Annotated in this window: 17 protein-coding genes and 1 pseudogene; 8 read left to right on the top strand and 10 right to left on the bottom strand. The window is 54.0% G+C overall.

Features of this window, described 5'->3' with window-relative positions:
• From AX755_RS25920 to AX755_RS23200, 3 genes are all read right to left on the bottom strand, one after another.
• The coding region (locus AX755_RS25920) for a sulfatase-like hydrolase/transferase (protein WP_231883375.1) at positions 1-361 on the bottom strand (361 nt) is incomplete at its 3' end.
• 9 nt (positions 362-370) lie between these two features.
• Positions 371-694, bottom strand: a complete 324-nt coding sequence (locus AX755_RS23195) for a PTS sugar transporter subunit IIB (RefSeq protein ID WP_038980660.1) — start codon at positions 692-694, stop codon at positions 371-373.
• A 23-nt stretch (positions 695-717) separates the two neighbouring features.
• On the bottom strand, positions 718-2061 hold the full coding sequence (locus AX755_RS23200; RefSeq protein WP_062857543.1) for a PTS sugar transporter subunit IIC: 1344 nt from the start codon (positions 2059-2061) through the stop codon (positions 718-720).
• A gap of 446 nt (positions 2062-2507) precedes the next feature.
• Here AX755_RS23200 and AX755_RS23205 point away from each other — a divergent pair, with 446 nt between their 5' ends.
• The 3 genes from AX755_RS23205 (at position 2508) to AX755_RS23215 (ending at position 5842) form a co-directional block, all read left to right on the top strand.
• Complete coding sequence (locus tag AX755_RS23205; protein WP_062857544.1) at positions 2508-3917, top strand: aryl-sulfate sulfotransferase; 1410 nt, start codon at positions 2508-2510, stop codon at positions 3915-3917.
• Positions 3918-4010: 93 nt separating this feature from the next.
• Positions 4011-5093 (top strand): anaerobic sulfatase maturase, encoded by a 1083-nt coding sequence (locus AX755_RS23210; protein ID WP_062857545.1) that lies wholly within the window; start codon positions 4011-4013, stop codon positions 5091-5093.
• A gap of 83 nt (positions 5094-5176) precedes the next feature.
• On the top strand, positions 5177-5842 hold the full coding sequence (locus AX755_RS23215) for a MarC family NAAT transporter (protein ID WP_062857546.1): 666 nt from the start codon (positions 5177-5179) through the stop codon (positions 5840-5842).
• 81 nt (positions 5843-5923) lie between these two features.
• On the opposite strand, the gene AX755_RS23220 is transcribed toward AX755_RS23215, so the two are convergent.
• Entirely contained in the window at positions 5924-7120 is a 1197-nt protein-coding gene (locus tag AX755_RS23220; protein ID WP_044158412.1) for a sugar transporter, read from the bottom strand.
• Positions 7121-7295: 175 nt separating this feature from the next.
• Between AX755_RS23220 and AX755_RS23225 the strand changes: the two genes are divergently transcribed.
• Both AX755_RS23225 and AX755_RS23230 read left to right on the top strand, forming a co-directional pair.
• Entirely contained in the window at positions 7296-8084 is a 789-nt protein-coding gene (locus tag AX755_RS23225) for a PhzF family phenazine biosynthesis protein (protein WP_020688617.1), read from the top strand.
• A 27-nt stretch (positions 8085-8111) separates the two neighbouring features.
• Positions 8112-8903 carry a PhzF family phenazine biosynthesis protein gene (locus tag AX755_RS23230; protein ID WP_020688618.1) on the top strand — a complete coding sequence of 264 codons (792 nt, stop codon included), beginning with the start codon at positions 8112-8114 and terminating at the stop codon, positions 8901-8903.
• Here AX755_RS23230 and AX755_RS23235 read toward each other — a convergent pair.
• From AX755_RS23235 to AX755_RS23260, 6 genes and pseudogenes are all read right to left on the bottom strand, one after another.
• Positions 8900-9585, bottom strand: a pseudogene (locus tag AX755_RS23235) (SDR family NAD(P)-dependent oxidoreductase). The gene AX755_RS23230 and the pseudogene AX755_RS23235 overlap by 4 nt on opposite strands.
• Before the next feature lies 1 nt (position 9586).
• Positions 9587-10057, bottom strand: coding sequence for a YhcH/YjgK/YiaL family protein (locus tag AX755_RS23240; RefSeq protein ID WP_020688620.1), 471 nt, complete (start codon positions 10055-10057; stop codon positions 9587-9589).
• Positions 10054-11217, bottom strand: a complete 1164-nt coding sequence (locus tag AX755_RS23245) for a sialidase family protein (RefSeq protein ID WP_062857547.1) — start codon at positions 11215-11217, stop codon at positions 10054-10056. The genes AX755_RS23240 and AX755_RS23245 overlap by 4 nt, the downstream gene beginning before the upstream one ends.
• 1 nt (position 11218) lies before the next feature.
• Positions 11219-12631: a sodium:solute symporter family protein gene (locus AX755_RS23250; RefSeq protein WP_013096620.1), complete on the bottom strand. Its 1413-nt coding sequence runs from the start codon at positions 12629-12631 to the stop codon at positions 11219-11221.
• A gap of 76 nt (positions 12632-12707) precedes the next feature.
• On the bottom strand, positions 12708-13592 hold the full coding sequence (locus tag AX755_RS23255; RefSeq protein WP_062857548.1) for a dihydrodipicolinate synthase family protein: 885 nt from the start codon (positions 13590-13592) through the stop codon (positions 12708-12710).
• Positions 13593-13606: 14 nt separating this feature from the next.
• Complete coding sequence (locus AX755_RS23260) at positions 13607-14755, bottom strand: iron-containing alcohol dehydrogenase (RefSeq protein WP_062857549.1); 1149 nt, start codon at positions 14753-14755, stop codon at positions 13607-13609.
• A 173-nt stretch (positions 14756-14928) separates the two neighbouring features.
• Here AX755_RS23260 and dtnK point away from each other — a divergent pair, with 173 nt between their 5' ends.
• From dtnK to AX755_RS23275, 3 genes are read left to right on the top strand one after another with little or no spacing between them, the layout of a single operon-like run.
• A complete protein-coding gene (gene dtnK, locus AX755_RS23265; protein ID WP_040020880.1) occupies positions 14929-16146 on the top strand; it encodes a D-threonate kinase in 1218 nt (405 codons plus the stop codon).
• On the top strand, positions 16139-17125 hold the full coding sequence (locus AX755_RS23270; RefSeq protein ID WP_029883778.1) for a D-threonate 4-phosphate dehydrogenase: 987 nt from the start codon (positions 16139-16141) through the stop codon (positions 17123-17125). Before dtnK ends, AX755_RS23270 begins: the two co-directional genes overlap by 8 nt.
• 1 nt (position 17126) lies before the next feature.
• Positions 17127-17888 (top strand): DeoR/GlpR family DNA-binding transcription regulator, encoded by a 762-nt coding sequence (locus AX755_RS23275; RefSeq protein ID WP_061771834.1) that lies wholly within the window; start codon positions 17127-17129, stop codon positions 17886-17888.
• The last annotated feature ends 32 nt before the right edge of the window (positions 17889-17920 follow it).

Genomic DNA, 17920 nt, shown 5'->3' on the forward strand with positions numbered 1-17920 from the left:
CTTCCTGACCGCGAACAATCTCCCATGAGCTGTAACGATTGTGATAGTTACCGCCACCGTCTTCCCAGTAATGAAGATGATCGCTGATTAAGTGTGTATAAATTCCCGCTTCTTTAAGCAGTTCAGGCAGAGAATCGTCAAAGGGCTCAAGCGGTCCCCACTCCCGGTGGAGAAAATTATAACGTCCGGTATGCAACTCACGGCGAGCAGGCATACAGGGCATACTGCCAACGTAGCTGTTGTTGAACATTGCGCAGTGCTCAGCCAGACGCTGAAAATTAGGTGCCTGGGTTACCGGATCGCCATAAGGGGGAAGATAATGTTTGTTAAGACTATCGAAAAGCAGAATGATCGCTTTCATGTTGATCCTTTAACTGGCCTTGATGAGATGGGGAAAGTGCTTTTCAATGACTTCGGTAATTTGTTTACCTATGGTTTCACCATCCATAATATTTTCAATCGGAATAAGATATTGGCCTTCTGATGGATCAAGACTTACAACATCCACCAGTTTTTTGGAAATAGCATAAATATCTGCCCATTCTGCATAGCCGCCGACCTCACCCGCCGCTGTATGTTTCATTTCGTATTCAAAATGACAGTTAGCCAGAGCTTTTTTAACGACGATTTGCAACATGACACTACTGCCAACGCCATAGCCACACACGAACAGAATGTTGATTTTACTTTTCATATACACGTCCTTTCAGGAGGGGGTTAGGCCGCATAGGGGCCAAGGTTGAATGTGAGTGCGATATATTTCAGAATTTCACAGATAGCTGGCCATAAGGTTGCCCAGTCGAAAATACCTGTCCAGCCAACGCCTTCCGCTGCTAAACCCGTCAGCGGAATAGCCCATACGGTGCCAAATGTTTGAATTATGCCAAGCAGGAAGGTGCTGATTATTACGGAGCGGTATCCCCCCATGCGGTTTGCTAATACACCAATAGGGCCGCCTGAGAAAAAGAGCGGAACAAAACCCGGTAGTACCATGATGGGACTCTGCGTGAACAGCAAAACGCCCATCGCGAAAATTGTGCCAAAGGTACAAAATATAAAACCCAATGTTGCAGCATTCGGAGAGAAAGGAAGCAATGCAGCAACATCCACGGCGGGGATTGCATTCGGTATAAAACGATCCTGCCAACCTTTAAAGGAGGCATTGATCTCACCGACCATCATTCTCACGCCTTGCAGCAGGATCACCATATACATAGAGAACTGAAGGCCAAGGTTGATAATATAAATATACCAGGGTTTACCTTTCGCCATGATCTGTACGTTCTCAATACCCGTTGACAGCAGGAAACCGCCAACAAAAAGGGTCATGACAATCGCAATTGCAGTCACGTTATGGTTAAAAATAGCCAGCCAGCCCGGAAGTTTGAGATTCTCGGCGTCATGTTTTTCTGGATCGCCAAACTTATGTGCAAATAACGAGAAAAACCAAATACCAAGCATCTGGTTGTGGGCAATGGTAAAACCGGCATTGTTAGTTATTTTTGCCACCGGTTTCACAATCAGGGTCGTCGCAAAAGCCCAGAACAAACCCGTCAACAAACCAGCGATTATGATGGAGGGTACCCAGCCCAGACCGAGCCAAAATACGATAAGCCAGAGTACCGCCTGAGAGTGTGAAACCCCGGTATTTCCGGTTAAGAATATCCCCTTAACACGGGTGTAACGGCCAAATAAAACGAGAAGAAGGTTTGTAAAAAAAGCCAGTACGAAAACATACCCCACAAAGCCAAAATTATCCCCAAGGGCAATTTGGGTTGCCGCTTTCATGGCATAGGAATCCATTAAATAGCCATGAATGCCATACGATTGACTCACGGCTTCTGCGACGGGTTTAAACGTTGCGGAAAACTGAAATCCGCCAAAAAGCACCATCATCAACCCCACCATGGCACTGATCATGCCGGTAATGATTTTGATCGGCGGCTTTTTATCTAAAATATAGCCGAGACCCACAAGGAGCCCGATCAAAATAGCAGGTTCAGTAAGAAAAGATTGTATTACGTTAATCACGTCTGAAAACATAGTCGGGTTAGCCTCCATGATATCGTCTGCTCAATCTGGGCAAAGCGATACACGTTAAAAATATTATTTTGCAGAGCAGCCACTTTTGAAACCCGCGACACTCATCCGATGAAAACATAATCACTCTAGTAATCATAAAAACTCATTTGAAGATCGTTTTTGATTTTATGTGATTTAATTTGCAAAAATAATGAGTATTTTTTTGTGATTATTAATCAGCGCATGAGATTTGTTGTTTAAATTTTATTGTACGCGTGAATTTATAGTGGTTTTTACATATCAAAAATCAATTGATAACGATCATAAAAGCGGCTGAAATATATGGTTGTTGTATGTTTAATGGCTTGGTTATTGCGCATTTAAATGTGTTCTTTTTTGCGTGTTGGCTCACGTTATCTCCTAATGTAGCGGTATAGGGTACATATTCATTTTTTATTATTTAATGTGATAAGGAGTTAACAATCATGGAATATGAGATAATAGTAAACCCTTATGGGCAAAATATGCTGAGTGCATTACTGAAGACCGATATTTCAACTGCTGTTCGCTATAACTATACTGTTTTTGGAAAAACGGCTAATGCAGATTTTAGCTACAGCAATGAAGAATATTGTGTTTCACCTGAAATTATCATTGTCGGTTTATATGCAGACTATATTAACAATGTAAAATTAACGGTCACTACCGAAACGGGTGAGAGCGAAACGATCTCGTTAACGATTGATACAAGCGAAATGGATTATGGTAATGTTCCACTGAAACTGACGGTAAATATTTTTGATGAGGTAATGGCGAAAAATACTCTTGGTTCGGGGTGGTTTGTTACAAGTTCCTGGAATGGCTATGATATTAATGGCGATTTGCGTATTACAGGATTGTTTCCCTGGATGTATGGAAATTTAAAAATCATTGATGGTTCGCTCTGGTCTGCGCGCGCCAGTGAAACATATGATCCTGATAAGCATGCATTTGCGCCTAATCTGTATCGCATTAATCTTGCGGGAAAAATAAGTCAGACGCTTGTTGCCCCTGAAGGTTATGGCTTCCATCATGATATCACGACGGATAACAAGGGTAATCTCTTTATCCTTGGGTCAATTCTGGATAACTGGGATGATGAGCATAAGCTAGAGTCTAAAATATTTAAATATGACCTTGCCAGTGGAACATTACTCTGGCAACGAGATTATTCTAAGGAGTTTGCCGGAGCGACGGTACTCGATAACACAGACACCAACGATGTTCATTTTAATAGCCTTGAGTATGTTCCTGAAACTAATCAGTTGATTGTTAATTCTCGTTCAAGTTGTACGATACTGGGACTTAATATTGAGTCGGGCGATCTCGAATGGATTATCGATAACCCCGCCTTTCCGGTCCTCGACAGCGAAATTAACCTCAAGGTCATTAATGAAGAACAGTTTAAATACACAAATGGAGAACACGCTGTGTTTTTGACAGCTAATAAGAAATATGAGGCTTTTCGAGGAGATAATAAGTTCGTAATTTCCATGTTCAACAATAACTCATGTGCTGATGCGCAAGGCAATGAACTGGTCAGAATCATTGAATCAGAGCCCGTTACCTACACCTCTGCGGCACTCGATTCTCTGCCTACTGTTTTTGCAGTTGATCTAAACGAATTTAGCGTTCAAAGATTAGACCAGTTCTCATTTGAGGGGCAACGCAGCGAATTAACATCCTCGGTTTTCGATACCGGTAATGATTACTACAACGTTTATTTTGGTGCTGAGCAGTCATTTTTTGTTTTTGATACGGATAACAATACCGGCGTTTCGATTTATAACATTGATACAGGTTTAGGCTATCGTGGCAGGATATTTAGCCACGAAGAATTATGCTCGCTTATCTGAGTGTCGCAGGCTTACCCATGCCTGTGCATGGGGTAAGCCTTTTAAAATGCATAACATTTTACAGGGAGTCGTTAAATGTTGGGATGTCAGGTTATGACCAAACCAGCCAGCTCACGTTGTAATCTTGATTGTCAGTATTGCTTTTATATTGCTAAACCACCGCGTCCAGTAATGAGTGAAGCGACGTTAGAATGCTTTATTAAACAGTACATCAGTGCGCAGACCGGGCCTGATGTTCATTTTGCCTGGCAGGGAGGGGAGCCAACCCTGTGTGGTCTGGATTTCTTTCGCTTGGTGGTGGAATTACAGCGACGTTATGGTGAAGGCAAACGTATTACAAATGCCTTTCAAACCAACGGGATGTTGCTTACCGATAACTGGTGTCGTTTCTTTCAGCAGCATCACTGGCTGGTGGGAATCTCGCTGGATGGACCTGAGGATTTACATAATGCGTTGCGGGTAAATCGTCAGGGTAAAGGGACGTATCATAAGGTGATGGCGGCAATCAAAAGGCTGCGTTGCCACCGTGTTTCATTCAATATTCTGACCGTGGTCAATCGATGTAACTGTCGACACCCGGAGCGGGTGTACAGATCCTTGCGCAGTCTGGGGACGCCGTTTCTCCAGTTTATTCCACTGGTTGATAAAGAGAACCCGCAGGCCATTTCCGGCCCTGAATGGGGGCATTTTTTGAAGCGGGTTTTTGATATCTGGGTTCAGGAAGATATTGGCCAGGTTTTTGTACAACTTTTTGATTCAACACTGGGGGTCTGGAGAGGGTATCCATCCCAGCTGTGTGCACTTTCACAAACGTGTGGACATGCTTTTGCTCTGGAAGCGAATGGCGATGTTTACCAGTGCGATCACTTTGTTGAACCTGCCCATCTGTTGGGCAATATTCATCGTAAGCCGCTGTCTGCGCTTAATAGCCATAAGGATGCTGTCGCTTTTGGCAGACAAAAGTTAACCACCCTGGCAGAAGAATGTCATCGTTGTTCGGTGCGTGCTTTTTGTCACGGTGACTGCCCACGGCATCGCGAGGAGGGGAAAAGCGTGCTATGCAGCGGTTATCAGGATTTTTTCCGTTATTCAGCCCCTTATATGCAGGCGATGCGCAATTTGATCCAACAGCAACGCTCACCCTCAGAGCTAATGCGCCATCTGAAGCGACAATAATCCTTACGATGTGCTGATGGCTGAAACGCGTCGTTTCACCCTATAATTCTGGAGTTGAAAAAGGATAAGGACAACGACGCACTATGTTGGATTTGATAAAAGCAATTGGTCTTGGGCTGGTGGTATTGCTGCCGTTGGCCAACCCGTTAACGACGGTAGCGCTTTTCCTCGGGCTGGCAGGGAATATGAACAGCGCAGAGCGCAATCATCAGTCGATGATGGCCTCAGTGTATGTGTTCGCCATCATGATGGTGGCTTACTACGCCGGTCAGCTGGTGATGAATACCTTCGGGATCTCCATCCCTGGCCTGCGTATCGCCGGGGGGCTGATTGTGGCCTTTATCGGTTTCCGCATGCTGTTTCCGGCGCAAAAAGCGCATGAATCGCCTGAAGCAAAGAGCAAATCCGAAGAGCTGGAGACCGAACCGAGTGCGAATATCGCCTTTGTACCGCTAGCCATGCCGAGCACGGCAGGGCCAGGGACCATTGCGATGATCATCAGTTCTGCCTCAACGGTACGTGAGGGCACTACGTTTCCGGACTGGGTTGTGACCGTAGCGCCACCGCTGATATTTGCACTGATCGGCATTATTGTGTGGGCATCGTTGCGCAGTTCCGGGGCAATTATGCGCTGGGTCGGCAAAGGCGGTATCGAGGCGATTTCCCGTCTGATGGGGTTCTTGCTGGTATGTATGGGCGTGCAGTTTATTATTAACGGCGTGCTGGAGATTATTAAGACTTACCACTGAGGTCATTGCCGGGTGGCGGGGCTGACGTTATTACGGGTTTGTAGGCCGGGTAAGCGCAGCGCCACCCGGCACAAACAGACGTCACCCGTGCTGCCCCTGTTCCTCCAGCGCCACCGGCCATTTACGGAAGATCAGCACCGACCAGATAAGCGCCACCAGTGCCGGAATGGCCCCCAGATAGCCAATCGCCGACATGGATACATGCAGGATCACCTGATTGCCCACCAGCGCACCCGCGCCAATGCCCAGGTTAAAAATGCCCGAGAACAGCGACATCGCCACGTCTGTGGCATCCGGCGCGAGGGCCAGCACTTTCACCTGCATCCCGAGACCGATAATCATGATCGCTACGCCCCAGAACAGGCTGAGGATCGCCAGCTGGCTTTCACTGCCCGCGGCGGGCATCAGCAGCAGCAGACACGCCAGCAGCAAACCGATGGCGCTGCTCACCAGCGCTGAAGCATGCTGATTGCCAAGCTTGCCGAAAAGAATACTGCCAATAATGCCCGCCCCGCCCAGGAGCAGCAGGAGAAGGGTGGCAAAATTGCCGCTAAAGCCGGCCACCACCTGAACGAACGGCTCGATATAGCTGTAAGCCGTATAGTGGGCGGTGACCACAATAACGGTAAGCAGATAAATGCTCAGCAGCGCCGGGCGACGCATCAACAGCGGCAGGCTTTTCAGCGAGCCGGAATGTTCGCTTGGCAGCTTTGGCAGCAGTTTTACCAGACACACCAGGGTAACCAGCGCTCCCATGCCAATGGCGAAGAACGTGGTACGCCAGCCGAAGTATTGCCCCACGATACGGCCAATCGGCAGGCCCAGCACCATCGCCAGCGCGGTCCCGGTGGCAATCAGGCTCAGCGCCTGGGCGCGTTTCCCCGCCGGTGCCAGTCGGATAGCCAGCGACGCGGTAATCGACCAGAAAACGGCATGCGCAAAGGCGATCCCGACGCGGCTTAACACCAGCACCGTAAAATTCCACGCCAGGAACGACAGCACGTGGCTGGCGATAAACAACGCAAACAGCCCGATCAGTAGCTTACGCCGCTCCATCTGGCTGGTCAGCAGCATAAACGGCAGCGACATCAACGCCACCACCCAGGCGTAAATGGTCAACATAATGCCCACCTGCGCCGTTTCCATCTGGAAACTCGCTGCGATGTCAGACAACAGCCCAACCGGAACAAATTCTGTGGTGTTGAAAATAAACGCGGCAATAGCCAGCGTGACCACGCGTAGCCACGCAACCCTGCGGGAAACTGTGTTCGTTGTCATAGGGATGTCGGAGATTCGTTGCAAAAGAAGAGGAGACGATCTTAAAGCCTTGCACGGCGAAAACTCAACCATTATGTGATGCAGATCTCAATATTTACCTTATGAAAGCGGTAGCCGGAGGCAGGGTTTTCATTGAATATAAAAGAACACTCCAACAAAAACAGGCGGTAAGACAGTGCAGGAGATTGATTTTTATCTGGTCGATGCGTTTAGCAATGTGTCATTTGGCGGAAATCCGGCTGCCGTTTGCCCGCTCAAGGCGTGGCTGCCGGACGAAACGTTACTGAAAATGGCGCAACAGCATAATCAGTCGGAAACCGCATTTTTCGTCTGTACGAAAGGGGGCATTGAGCTACGCTGGTTTACCACGCTGACCGAAGTTAATCTTTGCGGTCACGCCACGCTTGCTGCGGCGTACGTTCTGTTCAATGAGCTGGACTATCCTGACTCGCGGATCCACTTCGAAACGGCCTCTGGCCGCCTGACGGTGAGCCGGGAGGGGGAGTGGCTGACGCTGGATTTCCCGGCATGTCCAACGCATGAAGAGACGCCCCCGCCGGAGATGCTCGCGGCGCTCGGTATCCGCCGCTACGTTGAAGCCCGCAAAGGCCGCGCATGGGTGGTGGTGCTGGAAGATCGCCAGCAGGTTGAAGCACTCGCACCGACAATTTCAGCCATGACGCCTGGCGAACATAAGGTTGCCGTTACGGCGCGGGGCGACGGGGATTACGATTTCGTCAGCCGCTTTTTCTCCCCCGGCGTTGCCGTCTGGGAAGATCCGGTGACCGGCTCTGCACATACCATGCTCATTCCTTACTGGAGCGAAAAATTGGGTAAAACGACGATGTTTGCCCGTCAGGTTTCCGCGCGGGGCGGCGACGTGCGGTGCGAGCTAAAAGGCTCGCGCGTGCTGATGAGCGGACAGGCGTCATGCTATTTGAAAGGCACAGTTTTTCTGCGCTAGATACCTATAACAACAGAGGAAAAGACAATGCAGGAAATTGATTTTTATCTGGTGGATGCCTTCAGCGATAGGGCGTTTGGCGGCAATGCAGCGGCGGTATGCCCGCTGGAGGAGTGGCTTTCGGATGAGACGCTGCTCAAAATGGCGCAACAGCATAACCAGTCTGAGACGGCGTTTTTCGTACGCACCGACACCGGGTTCGAGTTGCGCTGGTTTACCACGCTGCATGAAATCAACCTCTGCGGCCACGCGACGCTGGCAGCGTCACACGTGATTTTCGAATACCTCGATTATCCGCATACCGAAATCACCTTCACCACGCGCTTCGTGGGTGAGTTGACGGTGAAACGCAGCGGCGACTGGCTGACGCTCAATTTCCCTGCGTGGTCGACCGAGGTGGTTGACAATCCCCCGCCGGGCCTGTTCAGCGCGCTGGGGATAGCCCAGGCTAAAGAGGTCCGCGTCGGACGGGATTACATGGTGGTACTGGAGAGCCAGCAACAGGTGGAGGCCTTAACCCCGGATATTGCAGCGATGGCGCCGCTCGGGAAAATGGTCTGCGTGACGGCACCAGGAGAGGAGTATGACTTCGTCAGCCGCTTCTTCTGCCCGGGCGAAGGGGTACCGGAAGATCCGGTCACCGGATCGACGCACAGCATGCTGATACCGTACTGGAGCGAGAAGCTGGGCAAAACGTCGATGAACGCCCGCCAGGTTTCATACCGTGGCGGGGATCTGCGCTGCGAACTGAAGGGCGACCGTGTGCTGATTGGCGGCCAGGCGACGCTCTATCTGAAAGGGCGTATCTTCCTGCGCTAGCTGAGCGAGGCGCCGCCGCATATCACCATCTCCTGGCCGGTGATGGCGGCGGCTTCATCGCTGAGCAAGAAATTCACCAGCCCCGCGACCTCTTCTGGCGTGATAAGACGGCCGATGGGCGGACAGGTAGGCGGTGAGCTTTCTCGCCCCGGTGCGTTGAGCATCGGCGTTTGGGTGGCGCCCGGCGCGACCACGTTCGCGGTGATCCCACGCGGGGCCAGTTCCGCCGCCCAGCTTCTGACCATCCCTGTCATCGCCGCCTTGGTGGCAACATACTGCGAACGACCTGCCGCCCCGCGGGAGGTTCTGCTGCCAATCGCCACAAATCGTCCACCGGCGGCCATAGCGGGCGCGAAATGGTTAAACAGGGCTTCGCAGGCCTGAACGTGCAGTTGCCACAGTGACGCGCCAACCCTGCTTTCCAGTTGCCCCAGTGGGGCGGCGGCCATCATCCCGGCGGCGTGGATCACCGCCTGCGGTGTCGCGATGGCGTGCAGGGCGCTGTTCAGCGCCTCAGGGTCGGTGATATCCACGCGTAACCCCGTAAAGCCAGGGGTATAGGGGTATCCGGCATCACGGCGCGGCGGCTGAGTCCGGTGACCTGCCAGCCTTCCGCCAGTAAACGCTTAACGATGGCCTCACCAATTCCGGAGCTGGCTCCGGTCACGACGGCGTGACGCATGTCAGACCTCCAGCATTGAACGAGGAACTTTAAACACCGCTTTGCGCACGGTCATCGGCGCGCCGCTGGCGCACAGCGCCTGGTGTGGTTCTCCGGGAGAAAAGACCGCAAAGTCACCCGCGCCAAGGCGGATCCCGACGCTGTGTGCCGATGAGCTGGCAATGAACAGGTCCGCTTTACGCTCTTCGTCATCCGGCTTGCCAACAGGGCGCGCGCCGGCATAGATGAGTTCTTCTCCCGCCAGCACAACCTGAATATCCGCCCACTGGTGATGGTACTCCGTATGCCGCTCCGCGCGCGGCTGCGTCTGCGCCGGACCAATCTGGCAAAACCAGGGGGCATTGTCCGGCTGCCAGCGGCCGTCATCGCGTTCGCTAAGCGCCTGCAGCGTGCAGTCCGGGCGGGACAGCAGGGCATACAACACCGGCGGTAACCCTGCCAGCGGCAGGGCGTCGAGATGTCCGATAATCATGCTGACTCCTTGACCCACTCTGGCGTCACCCGCACGTATTTTATGGCCTGTCGAAAGTAGGTGTAGGCGATATGCAGGCTGCCATCCGGGCTCTGTTTAATGCTCGGATAGGAAAACTCACGGTTCAGTTTCTCCAGAGAGTTGTTAGTCATGCAGTAGCCATCTCCCTCGTCCAGATGCCGTTGCCACGGCCAGCTTTTGCCTCCGTCCGGCGAAATGGCGACGGTCATCGGCGCACGCGGGGCACCCCAGAAGGCGGCCCGACCGTGGGTTACAACCGGCTCTTTACGGCCATCGCCATCGTCAATTTCATCGTACAGCGAGGTGCGACGCTCCTGCGCCCCGGCGGCGCTCATGAGGTTAAACACCAGCGCCAGCTCGCCACTGGCAAGCGTTGTCACCTGGATAGAGGAATTGTTGTTAGGTAATACCGTGGGCTCCGGCACGGACCAGCTTTCGCCGTTGTCCGTTGACTGGCTGTAATAAATGTTATCCGCCCAGCGGCTGCGGAACAGGGCAACCAGGGTGCCATTGCGCAGCGGGGTGATATTCATATGGACGCAGCCCAGGCTGTCCGGCACCTCGACATCACGCCAGGTTTTGCCCCCGTCTTCGGAGATTTTCACCGCGCTGATGTCATCGTTACCGACCCATTTCTCACCCGGCCGGGTGCGGCAGTAAAACACCGGCAGCAGCCAGTTCCCATTCTCCAGCACGACAATCGGCTGACGAATAAAGGTGCCGGGTTTATCGAGCAGGGTCGCGATGTCCCCCCAGGTTTTACCCAGATCCCGGGACTGGCGATAGCGCACAATAGCGGTGTCCTGGTTGCCGGACATTTGCGCGGTCCACAACAGCCACAGCACGTTATCGGGTGCCAGGAACAGAACCGGGTTCTGTTCGGAGCGCGTGGCATCATCCGACAGTTTTTCTGCCTCACTCCACTGCTGGCTTCCCGGTGACAGGCGCGAACCCCACACAGAGATATCCGCAATACCCTCCTGGGTACCGCCAAACCAGACGCACATCAGCGAACCATCCGGCAGCGGCAGCAGATTTGCCGCGTGGTTTTGTGGGCAGGCGGAAGGCAGCATGGCCGCCTTCACGCGCGTATCCTGTTGTGGGCGAATAATCCCGTCGCGGGTTACGGTTACAGACATATCAGACTCCATTGTTTTCAACGGGGGTTGGCGCTTTACCCTGTGCCTTTCCCGGAATGAGACGGTCGATGACCATGATGACCGCAGGGGTCAGCAGGGCGATGTACATATTGTTAATGCCAAACGGATCGCCCAGCAGATACCAGACAGAGGTCACGACGCAGGCGCCGATCAGCCCAGCATTGGCTCCGCGGGTACTGCGGAAGAACGGGGCGTAGAATGCGATGACCGCCACGACGGAAATCGACAGACGAATGGCACGGGTAAAGAACGACAGCTTCAGGACTTCAGGCACCAGCAGAACAAAAATCAGCGGCAGGAAACCAATCAGCAGGGAGATCCAGCGGGTAGCTTTAAACTCCTGCTCGGGCGTCGGGTTGCGCATCGGCACGTAGAAATCTTTGACCACCAGGGAGGCAATGGCGAGCGCCACGGTACTGACGCTGACGAAGATGGACGCCACCAGAGAGGTGGTGACCAGACCGGCCAGCCACGGGTTCATATCCTGCAGGAAAATCGGCATCGCATACAGGCTGTCGATCTCCGGATGCAGGTATTTTGCCGCCACGCCAATCACCGCAATGGCCAGCGCGATCGGCAGGCAGAAGAAGAACGCGACCCAGGTGGAGCGTTTAGCCGATTTAACATCTTTGGTGGAGGAGATGGCCTGGATCACAAACTGAGTGCAGAAGATGGAGCCAATGGTGCCGATAAGCCACGCGAAAATGGTCGACGCGCCGATGTTGCCATCCCAGGTCCAGTAGAAGTCCGGCATGTTTTCGATCATCGGCGTGAAACCGCCGGTTTTGGATAACGCAAAGCCCATGATGGCCAGAATGCCGAAGTATTTCAGCGCACTGTGCAGCACGGTTACCCACGCCACGCCTTTCATGCCGCCGAAGGCGAAATAGAAGGTACTGACGATAGCCGTAATGAAAGCGGCAACGGGCAGATTGACTTTCAGTACGGTAGAAATGGCTGCTGCGCCGCTGACGTAATTCCCCACATTCACCAGCAGCAGGGCGTAGATCATGATGAGGGAGATAATGTTTTTGGTGCTGTTACCGTACTTTTCAGCAATCGCACCCGAGATGGTGATTTTCCCGGTGTTGTATATGCGTTTTACCAGCAACAGGCCAAAAAGCGGGAAGCCAATTGCGGCCCCGATGACGGACCATGACGCAGCAAACCCGTCCTCGAACGCCGCCTGCGCGGTGCCGATGGTGGATTTAGCGCCGATATACTCAGACATCAGCAGGATTCCGACAATAAACGCCGGCATCGCGCGGGAGCCTTCCATAAAGTCCCCGGAGTTTTTACTGCGGATCCGGAAGGTCAGCCAGGTGGTGAACAGGATGTAGGCAATGACTATGCCCACAATGATCAGGGTATCTTCAGCGGTAAAATTATTCATCTTTGCCTCTCTTCAGGGCGAGTGAATCCTGGGCACCTCAGGTACCCGGTATTCTTATTGACGAAACCAACGCCGTTTAGCTAAGTGACGTTGTCACTATCTGGCGAATCTGTTGGCACTGCTGCTCGCTAAACGCCACGGCATAGCGACTTTCTCCGACATCCTCGCCCATGATTTGCAGGGCCTTTTTAACAGCGGCAGGGGAAAACGCCGCGCTGTACAGCTCGGTGCGGAGCCGGGTGACGCGCTCCTGCGCCTGCCGGGAACCTTCAACATCACCCGCGTTAAAGCGTGACCAGATGGCGTTGATCGCCGCTGGCGCCACGTTTGCCAGCCCGGAAATACAGGCTGAACATCCCTCGACGAAGCCCTGATGGATCAGTGAATCCGGTCCGTTCAGCACGTCGAACCCGTCAATGTCGCTTACCGCGTTGAGGAAACCGCGCAGACTTTCATAGCTCCCGGCACTGTCTTTAATACCTGAAATGTTGGGGTGTTCGGCCAGCGCCCGTACCGTGGCGGGCTCAAGGGTGTTGCCGGTCCGCGCCGGAATGTTGTACAGAAAGACCGGTACGGTCAGCGCGTCAGCGACGGCGGTGTAGTGTGCGATGAGCTCAGACTGTTTCAGCGGTACGAAGTAAGGGGTGATGACGGAAACCGCATCGACACCCAGCGCGGCGATCTGTTTTCCCAGCCGGATGGTGTCGCGGGTGGAGATTTCGCCAATATGCGCCACGACGGGCGCGCGTCCGGCGACGGTTTCCACACAGGTCCGGGTGACCGCGATTTTTTCCGCTTCGTTCAGGACAAAGAACTCGCCGTTGGTTCCGCCGCAAAAAATGCCGTTTCCGGCGTCCAGCTGCCGGGCAACCTGCCGCGTTAAGCCGGGAAGGTTGAGTTCGCCTTCCGCGTCAAAGGGGGTGACGATGGCCGTCAGCACGCCCTTGATGTTGTTACGCATTTCTTACTCCTTGACTATGCATGTTCAGGAAACAGTGTCCGGTAAATCGCCTGCACCTCGTCGTGATTCACCTGACAGGGGGCATTGTTCATTAACCGTTTAACGTTCAGGGCGGCATCGCTCAGGGAAGCGATGTCTTCGCGCGGCACGCCCAGGGACTCAAGGTTGTCCGGCAGGTTGAGCCGACGAACCAGCGCGGCAAAGTACTCCACCAGCGCGTGAGATTTTTCGTCATCGGACAGGCTGCCGTCCGCGCCTGGCACGAGATCCCAGACCTGCGCAAATTTTGTCACGCAGTGGGGACGAACCACCCTCATGCAGGGCGCCAGAAGAATGGCGTTGGCCACGCCGTGCGGCAGGTGATATTTCCCGCCAAGCGGATAAGACAGGGCGTGAACCAGGTGTGTGCCGGCATGCGCAATCGCGACCCCGCCGTAATAAGAGGCCCACAGCATTTCCAGCTTTGCCAGCAGGTTGCCCGGCTCAGCGCAGGCCGTTTCGATGTTCTTCAGCAGCTTAGCGAGCCCGGTCAACGCCGCGTTATCGCTGACCGGGTTGGCGACCGTGGCGGTGAAGCACTCAATCAGATGACACAGGGCATCGATGCCGGTGGAGGAGGCAATATGCGCGGGCATGCTGGTGGTCAGTTCCGGCAGCAGGGCGACGTAATCGGGCAGCAGGACCGGAGAGATAATACCGACCTTCGTGTTTTGCTCCGGTATCGCCAGAATAGCGTTCGGCGTGGCTTCTGACCCGGTTCCGGCGGTGGCGGGGATCAGAAGTGAGGAGATGCGTGCCACCGGTTTTACCCCTGCCAGCAGGCTGTCCAGCCCCGGTGACAGCGGGTGACAAAGCACGGAGAGCAGTTTCGCCACATCCAGTACGCTGCCGCCGCCGATCCCGACCACGACATCAAACGATCCGCTGTTTAACCCCGCGAGCAACTGGCTGACATCGTGGTGGGAGGGTTCAGGCGGCACCGTGTCAATCACCGTGACGCGGCGGTTGCCCTCTTCAAGAATTGAACGGATCTGTTTTGCCGCCTCCAGACGCGCAATGTTGCCGTCCGTAACCAGCAAGAGCTGCGCGTTATCGGTGAGTAATGGTCTGATGGCGGCGAGCGCATTTGCGCCGCTAATAATGGTGCTGTTGAGGGTAACCACGCTTTTCTCCTGTCTTTGTGTCCATGATTAAATTCGCTCAATTAAGACGCTTCATGGTCATCGTGTGGCTAAATTTATAATTTATTCGCAAACTGATTAACTTGATCTTGCTCACATATAATCAATCATGATTGAATATAATCATTAACAGGAAAAACGAGCCCGGAGTGGGAATGAAAGAAAACAACCTGTTCAGAGACGTCGTTGTCGTTGCAGATGACTTTACCGGGGCAAACGATGCGGGTGTCAGCCTGGCGCTGAGCGGTAAGAAGGTCAGCGTGGCATTCCACACCCCCTTTACCCAGCCGGTGGATGCACTGGTCATTAATACCGATTCCCGTGCACTGCGGGCAGCAGAGGCGGCCGAAAAAGTGGCCGTACTGGGGGCGGATCTTGCGGATGCGCACTGGCTCATCAAAAAGATTGATTCCACGCTGCGCGGCAATGTAGGGGCAGAAACAGGCGTCCTTAAGGCAGTAAGCGGCAAACGGCAGGTGATTGTGGCGCCAGCGTATCCCGCGGCAGGGCGGATCACACGCCACGGCAGGTGTCTGGTGAACGGCATTCCGGTGGATGAAACCGAATTCGCCAGCGATCCGAAAACGCCCGTCCCGTCTGCCACGATTGCTGACCTGTTTACCGACGTGAGTTGTCAATCCGTAACGGTAAACACTCTGGCAGCCGAACTGGCGCAGGGAACGGAGTGGCTCATCGTCGATGCCCAGTGTGACGAGGATCTGGATGCCATTATTGCCGCCGCGCTGACCTGCCCGCAGACACCGCTGCTGGTCGGGTCGGCCGGGTTATGTGATGCGCTGGCACGCCATCTCGCCCCCGTGAAGCGTCAGCAACTGCTGGCGGTGGTGGGATCAATGAGTGAGATCGCTCAGCGTCAGATTGCGCTGGCCGCTGCAGAGCCTGCGGTTTCGTCGGTGTTTATTGATGTTAATGATGTGCTGAAGGGGGAGACGGCGAACGCGCTCATGCGCATCACGCAGGCCCTGAAGGCGGGCCGTCACTGCATCGTTCATACCTGCCCGGACCATGAGGCGCGACATCAGGTTGAACGGCTTTGCGCGCAGTATCAAATGACCCGGACCGAACTGGGTGAAACGATCTGCGCCTTCCTGGGAGAGATTACCCGAGAGGCACTGACGGCATGTCCGCCGGATGCGTTGTATGTCTCAGGCGGCGATGTGGCAATGGCCGTCGCCAGCGCGCTTGATGCGCAAGGATTTGAAATTACAGGGCGCGTCGCAGGATGCGTCCCTTACGGCAAATTTCTGGGTTGTGCCTGGCACCAGCCGGTAATGACCAAAGCAGGGGGCTTCGGAAAAGAAGAGACGCTGCTTGAGGTGTTGCATTTTATCGAGGAGAGACTGAGTGACTAACATTATTGCTGTAACCATGGGTGACCCGGCGGGCATTGGCCCGGAGATCATTATCAAATCCCTCACCGGGAGCGAATTAACGGGAGCCCCGGTTGTCGTGGTGGGCTGTGCCCGCACGCTCAGGCGGGTGCTGGATGATGGGATTGTGGGGCAGGCTGACATCCACATCATCAGGCAGGTCAGCGAGGCCCGTTTCGCCCCCAACGTGATTAACGTGCTGGACGAACCGCTGGCCGACCCTGATGCCCTGAAGCCTGGCGTGGTCCAGGCTCAGGCGGGGGATTTAGCCTATCGCTGCGTGAAGCGCGCGACGGAACTGGCGATGGCGGGGGACGTAAAAGCGGTTGCCACGGCGCCACTGAATAAAGAAGCGCTGCATCTTGCCGGACATCACTACCCCGGGCATACCGAGCTGCTGGCCCATCTGACGCACAGCAAAGACTACGCTATGGTGCTGTACACCGATCGGCTGAAGGTCATTCATATCACGACCCATATTGCGCTGCGTAAATTCCTTGATACGCTCAATCAGGATCGGGTAAAAACCGTCATCGGCATTGCGGATACCTTCCTGAAACGGGTGGGCTTTAGCGCACCTCGTATTGCGGTCGCGGGCGTGAACCCGCATGCGGGAGAAAATGGCCTGTTTGGCGATGAAGAGATCACGATTGTTGGCCCGGCCGTTGCGGCGATGAAGGCGCAGGGGGTCAACGTCACCGGACCGTGCCCGCCGGATACGGTATTTATGCAATGCCACGAAGGAATGTATGACATGGTCGTTGCGATGTATCACGATCAGGGGCATATTCCGCTAAAATTGCTCGGCTTTTACGACGGGGTGAATATCACCGCCGGATTGCCGTTTATCCGCACCTCTGCAGACCACGGAACCGCGTTCGATATTGCATGGACCGGTAAAGCCAGGTCGGAGAGCATGACGGTGTCTATTCAGTTGGCTATGCAAATTACACGGGAATAATATGAAGGGATATAACCGGTTAGAGCAGATAATGGATTACCTCAAAGGGCACAACCTGGTCACGGTGGATCAGCTGGTGGCGATCACCGATGCCTCACCGGCGACGATCCGCCGCGACCTGATTAAGCTTGACCAGGAGGGCGTCATCAGCCGAACCCACGGCGGCGTTACCCTTAACCGGTTTATTCCTTCCCAGCCGACCACGTCCGAAAAAATGCAGCGCAGTCTGGCAGAAAAACATGCCATCGCCAGCGCGGCCGCGAGCTTTGTGAAAGCGGGGGATGCCATTGTGCTGGACGCCGGTACCACAATGATTGAACTCGCGCGTCAGCTCACGCATCTGCCGCTTCGCGTCATCACCAGCGATCTGCACATTGCGCTGTTTCTCTCTGAGTTTAAACAGATTGAAGTGACGATCATTGGCGGCCGTATCGATGATTCGAGCCAGTCCTGTATTGGTGAGCACGGGCGTCGGCTGTTGCAGAATGTCTGGCCTGATGTGGCGTTCGTCAGCTGTAATGGCTGGGATATTACCCGCGGTATCACGTCGCCTACGGAAGAGAAGGCCGCGCTGAAGCGGGATTTAATAGCCAATGCAAAACGCCGGGTGCTGCTGGCAGACAGCTCTAAGTACGGTGCCTGGTCGCTGTTTAATGTGGCGCACCTGAACACCCTGACGGATATCGTCACCGACAGCAGGCTGGATGAGGCGGCCCGGAACCAGCTGGAACAGCTTGAGACCCGCCTGACGCTGGCGTCATGACATAAGTTAAAACTATGAAGTCCGAACAGATG

The organism is Enterobacter sp. SENG-6, from assembly GCF_001605945.1.
GTDB lineage: Bacteria > Pseudomonadota > Gammaproteobacteria > Enterobacterales > Enterobacteriaceae > Enterobacter > Enterobacter cloacae.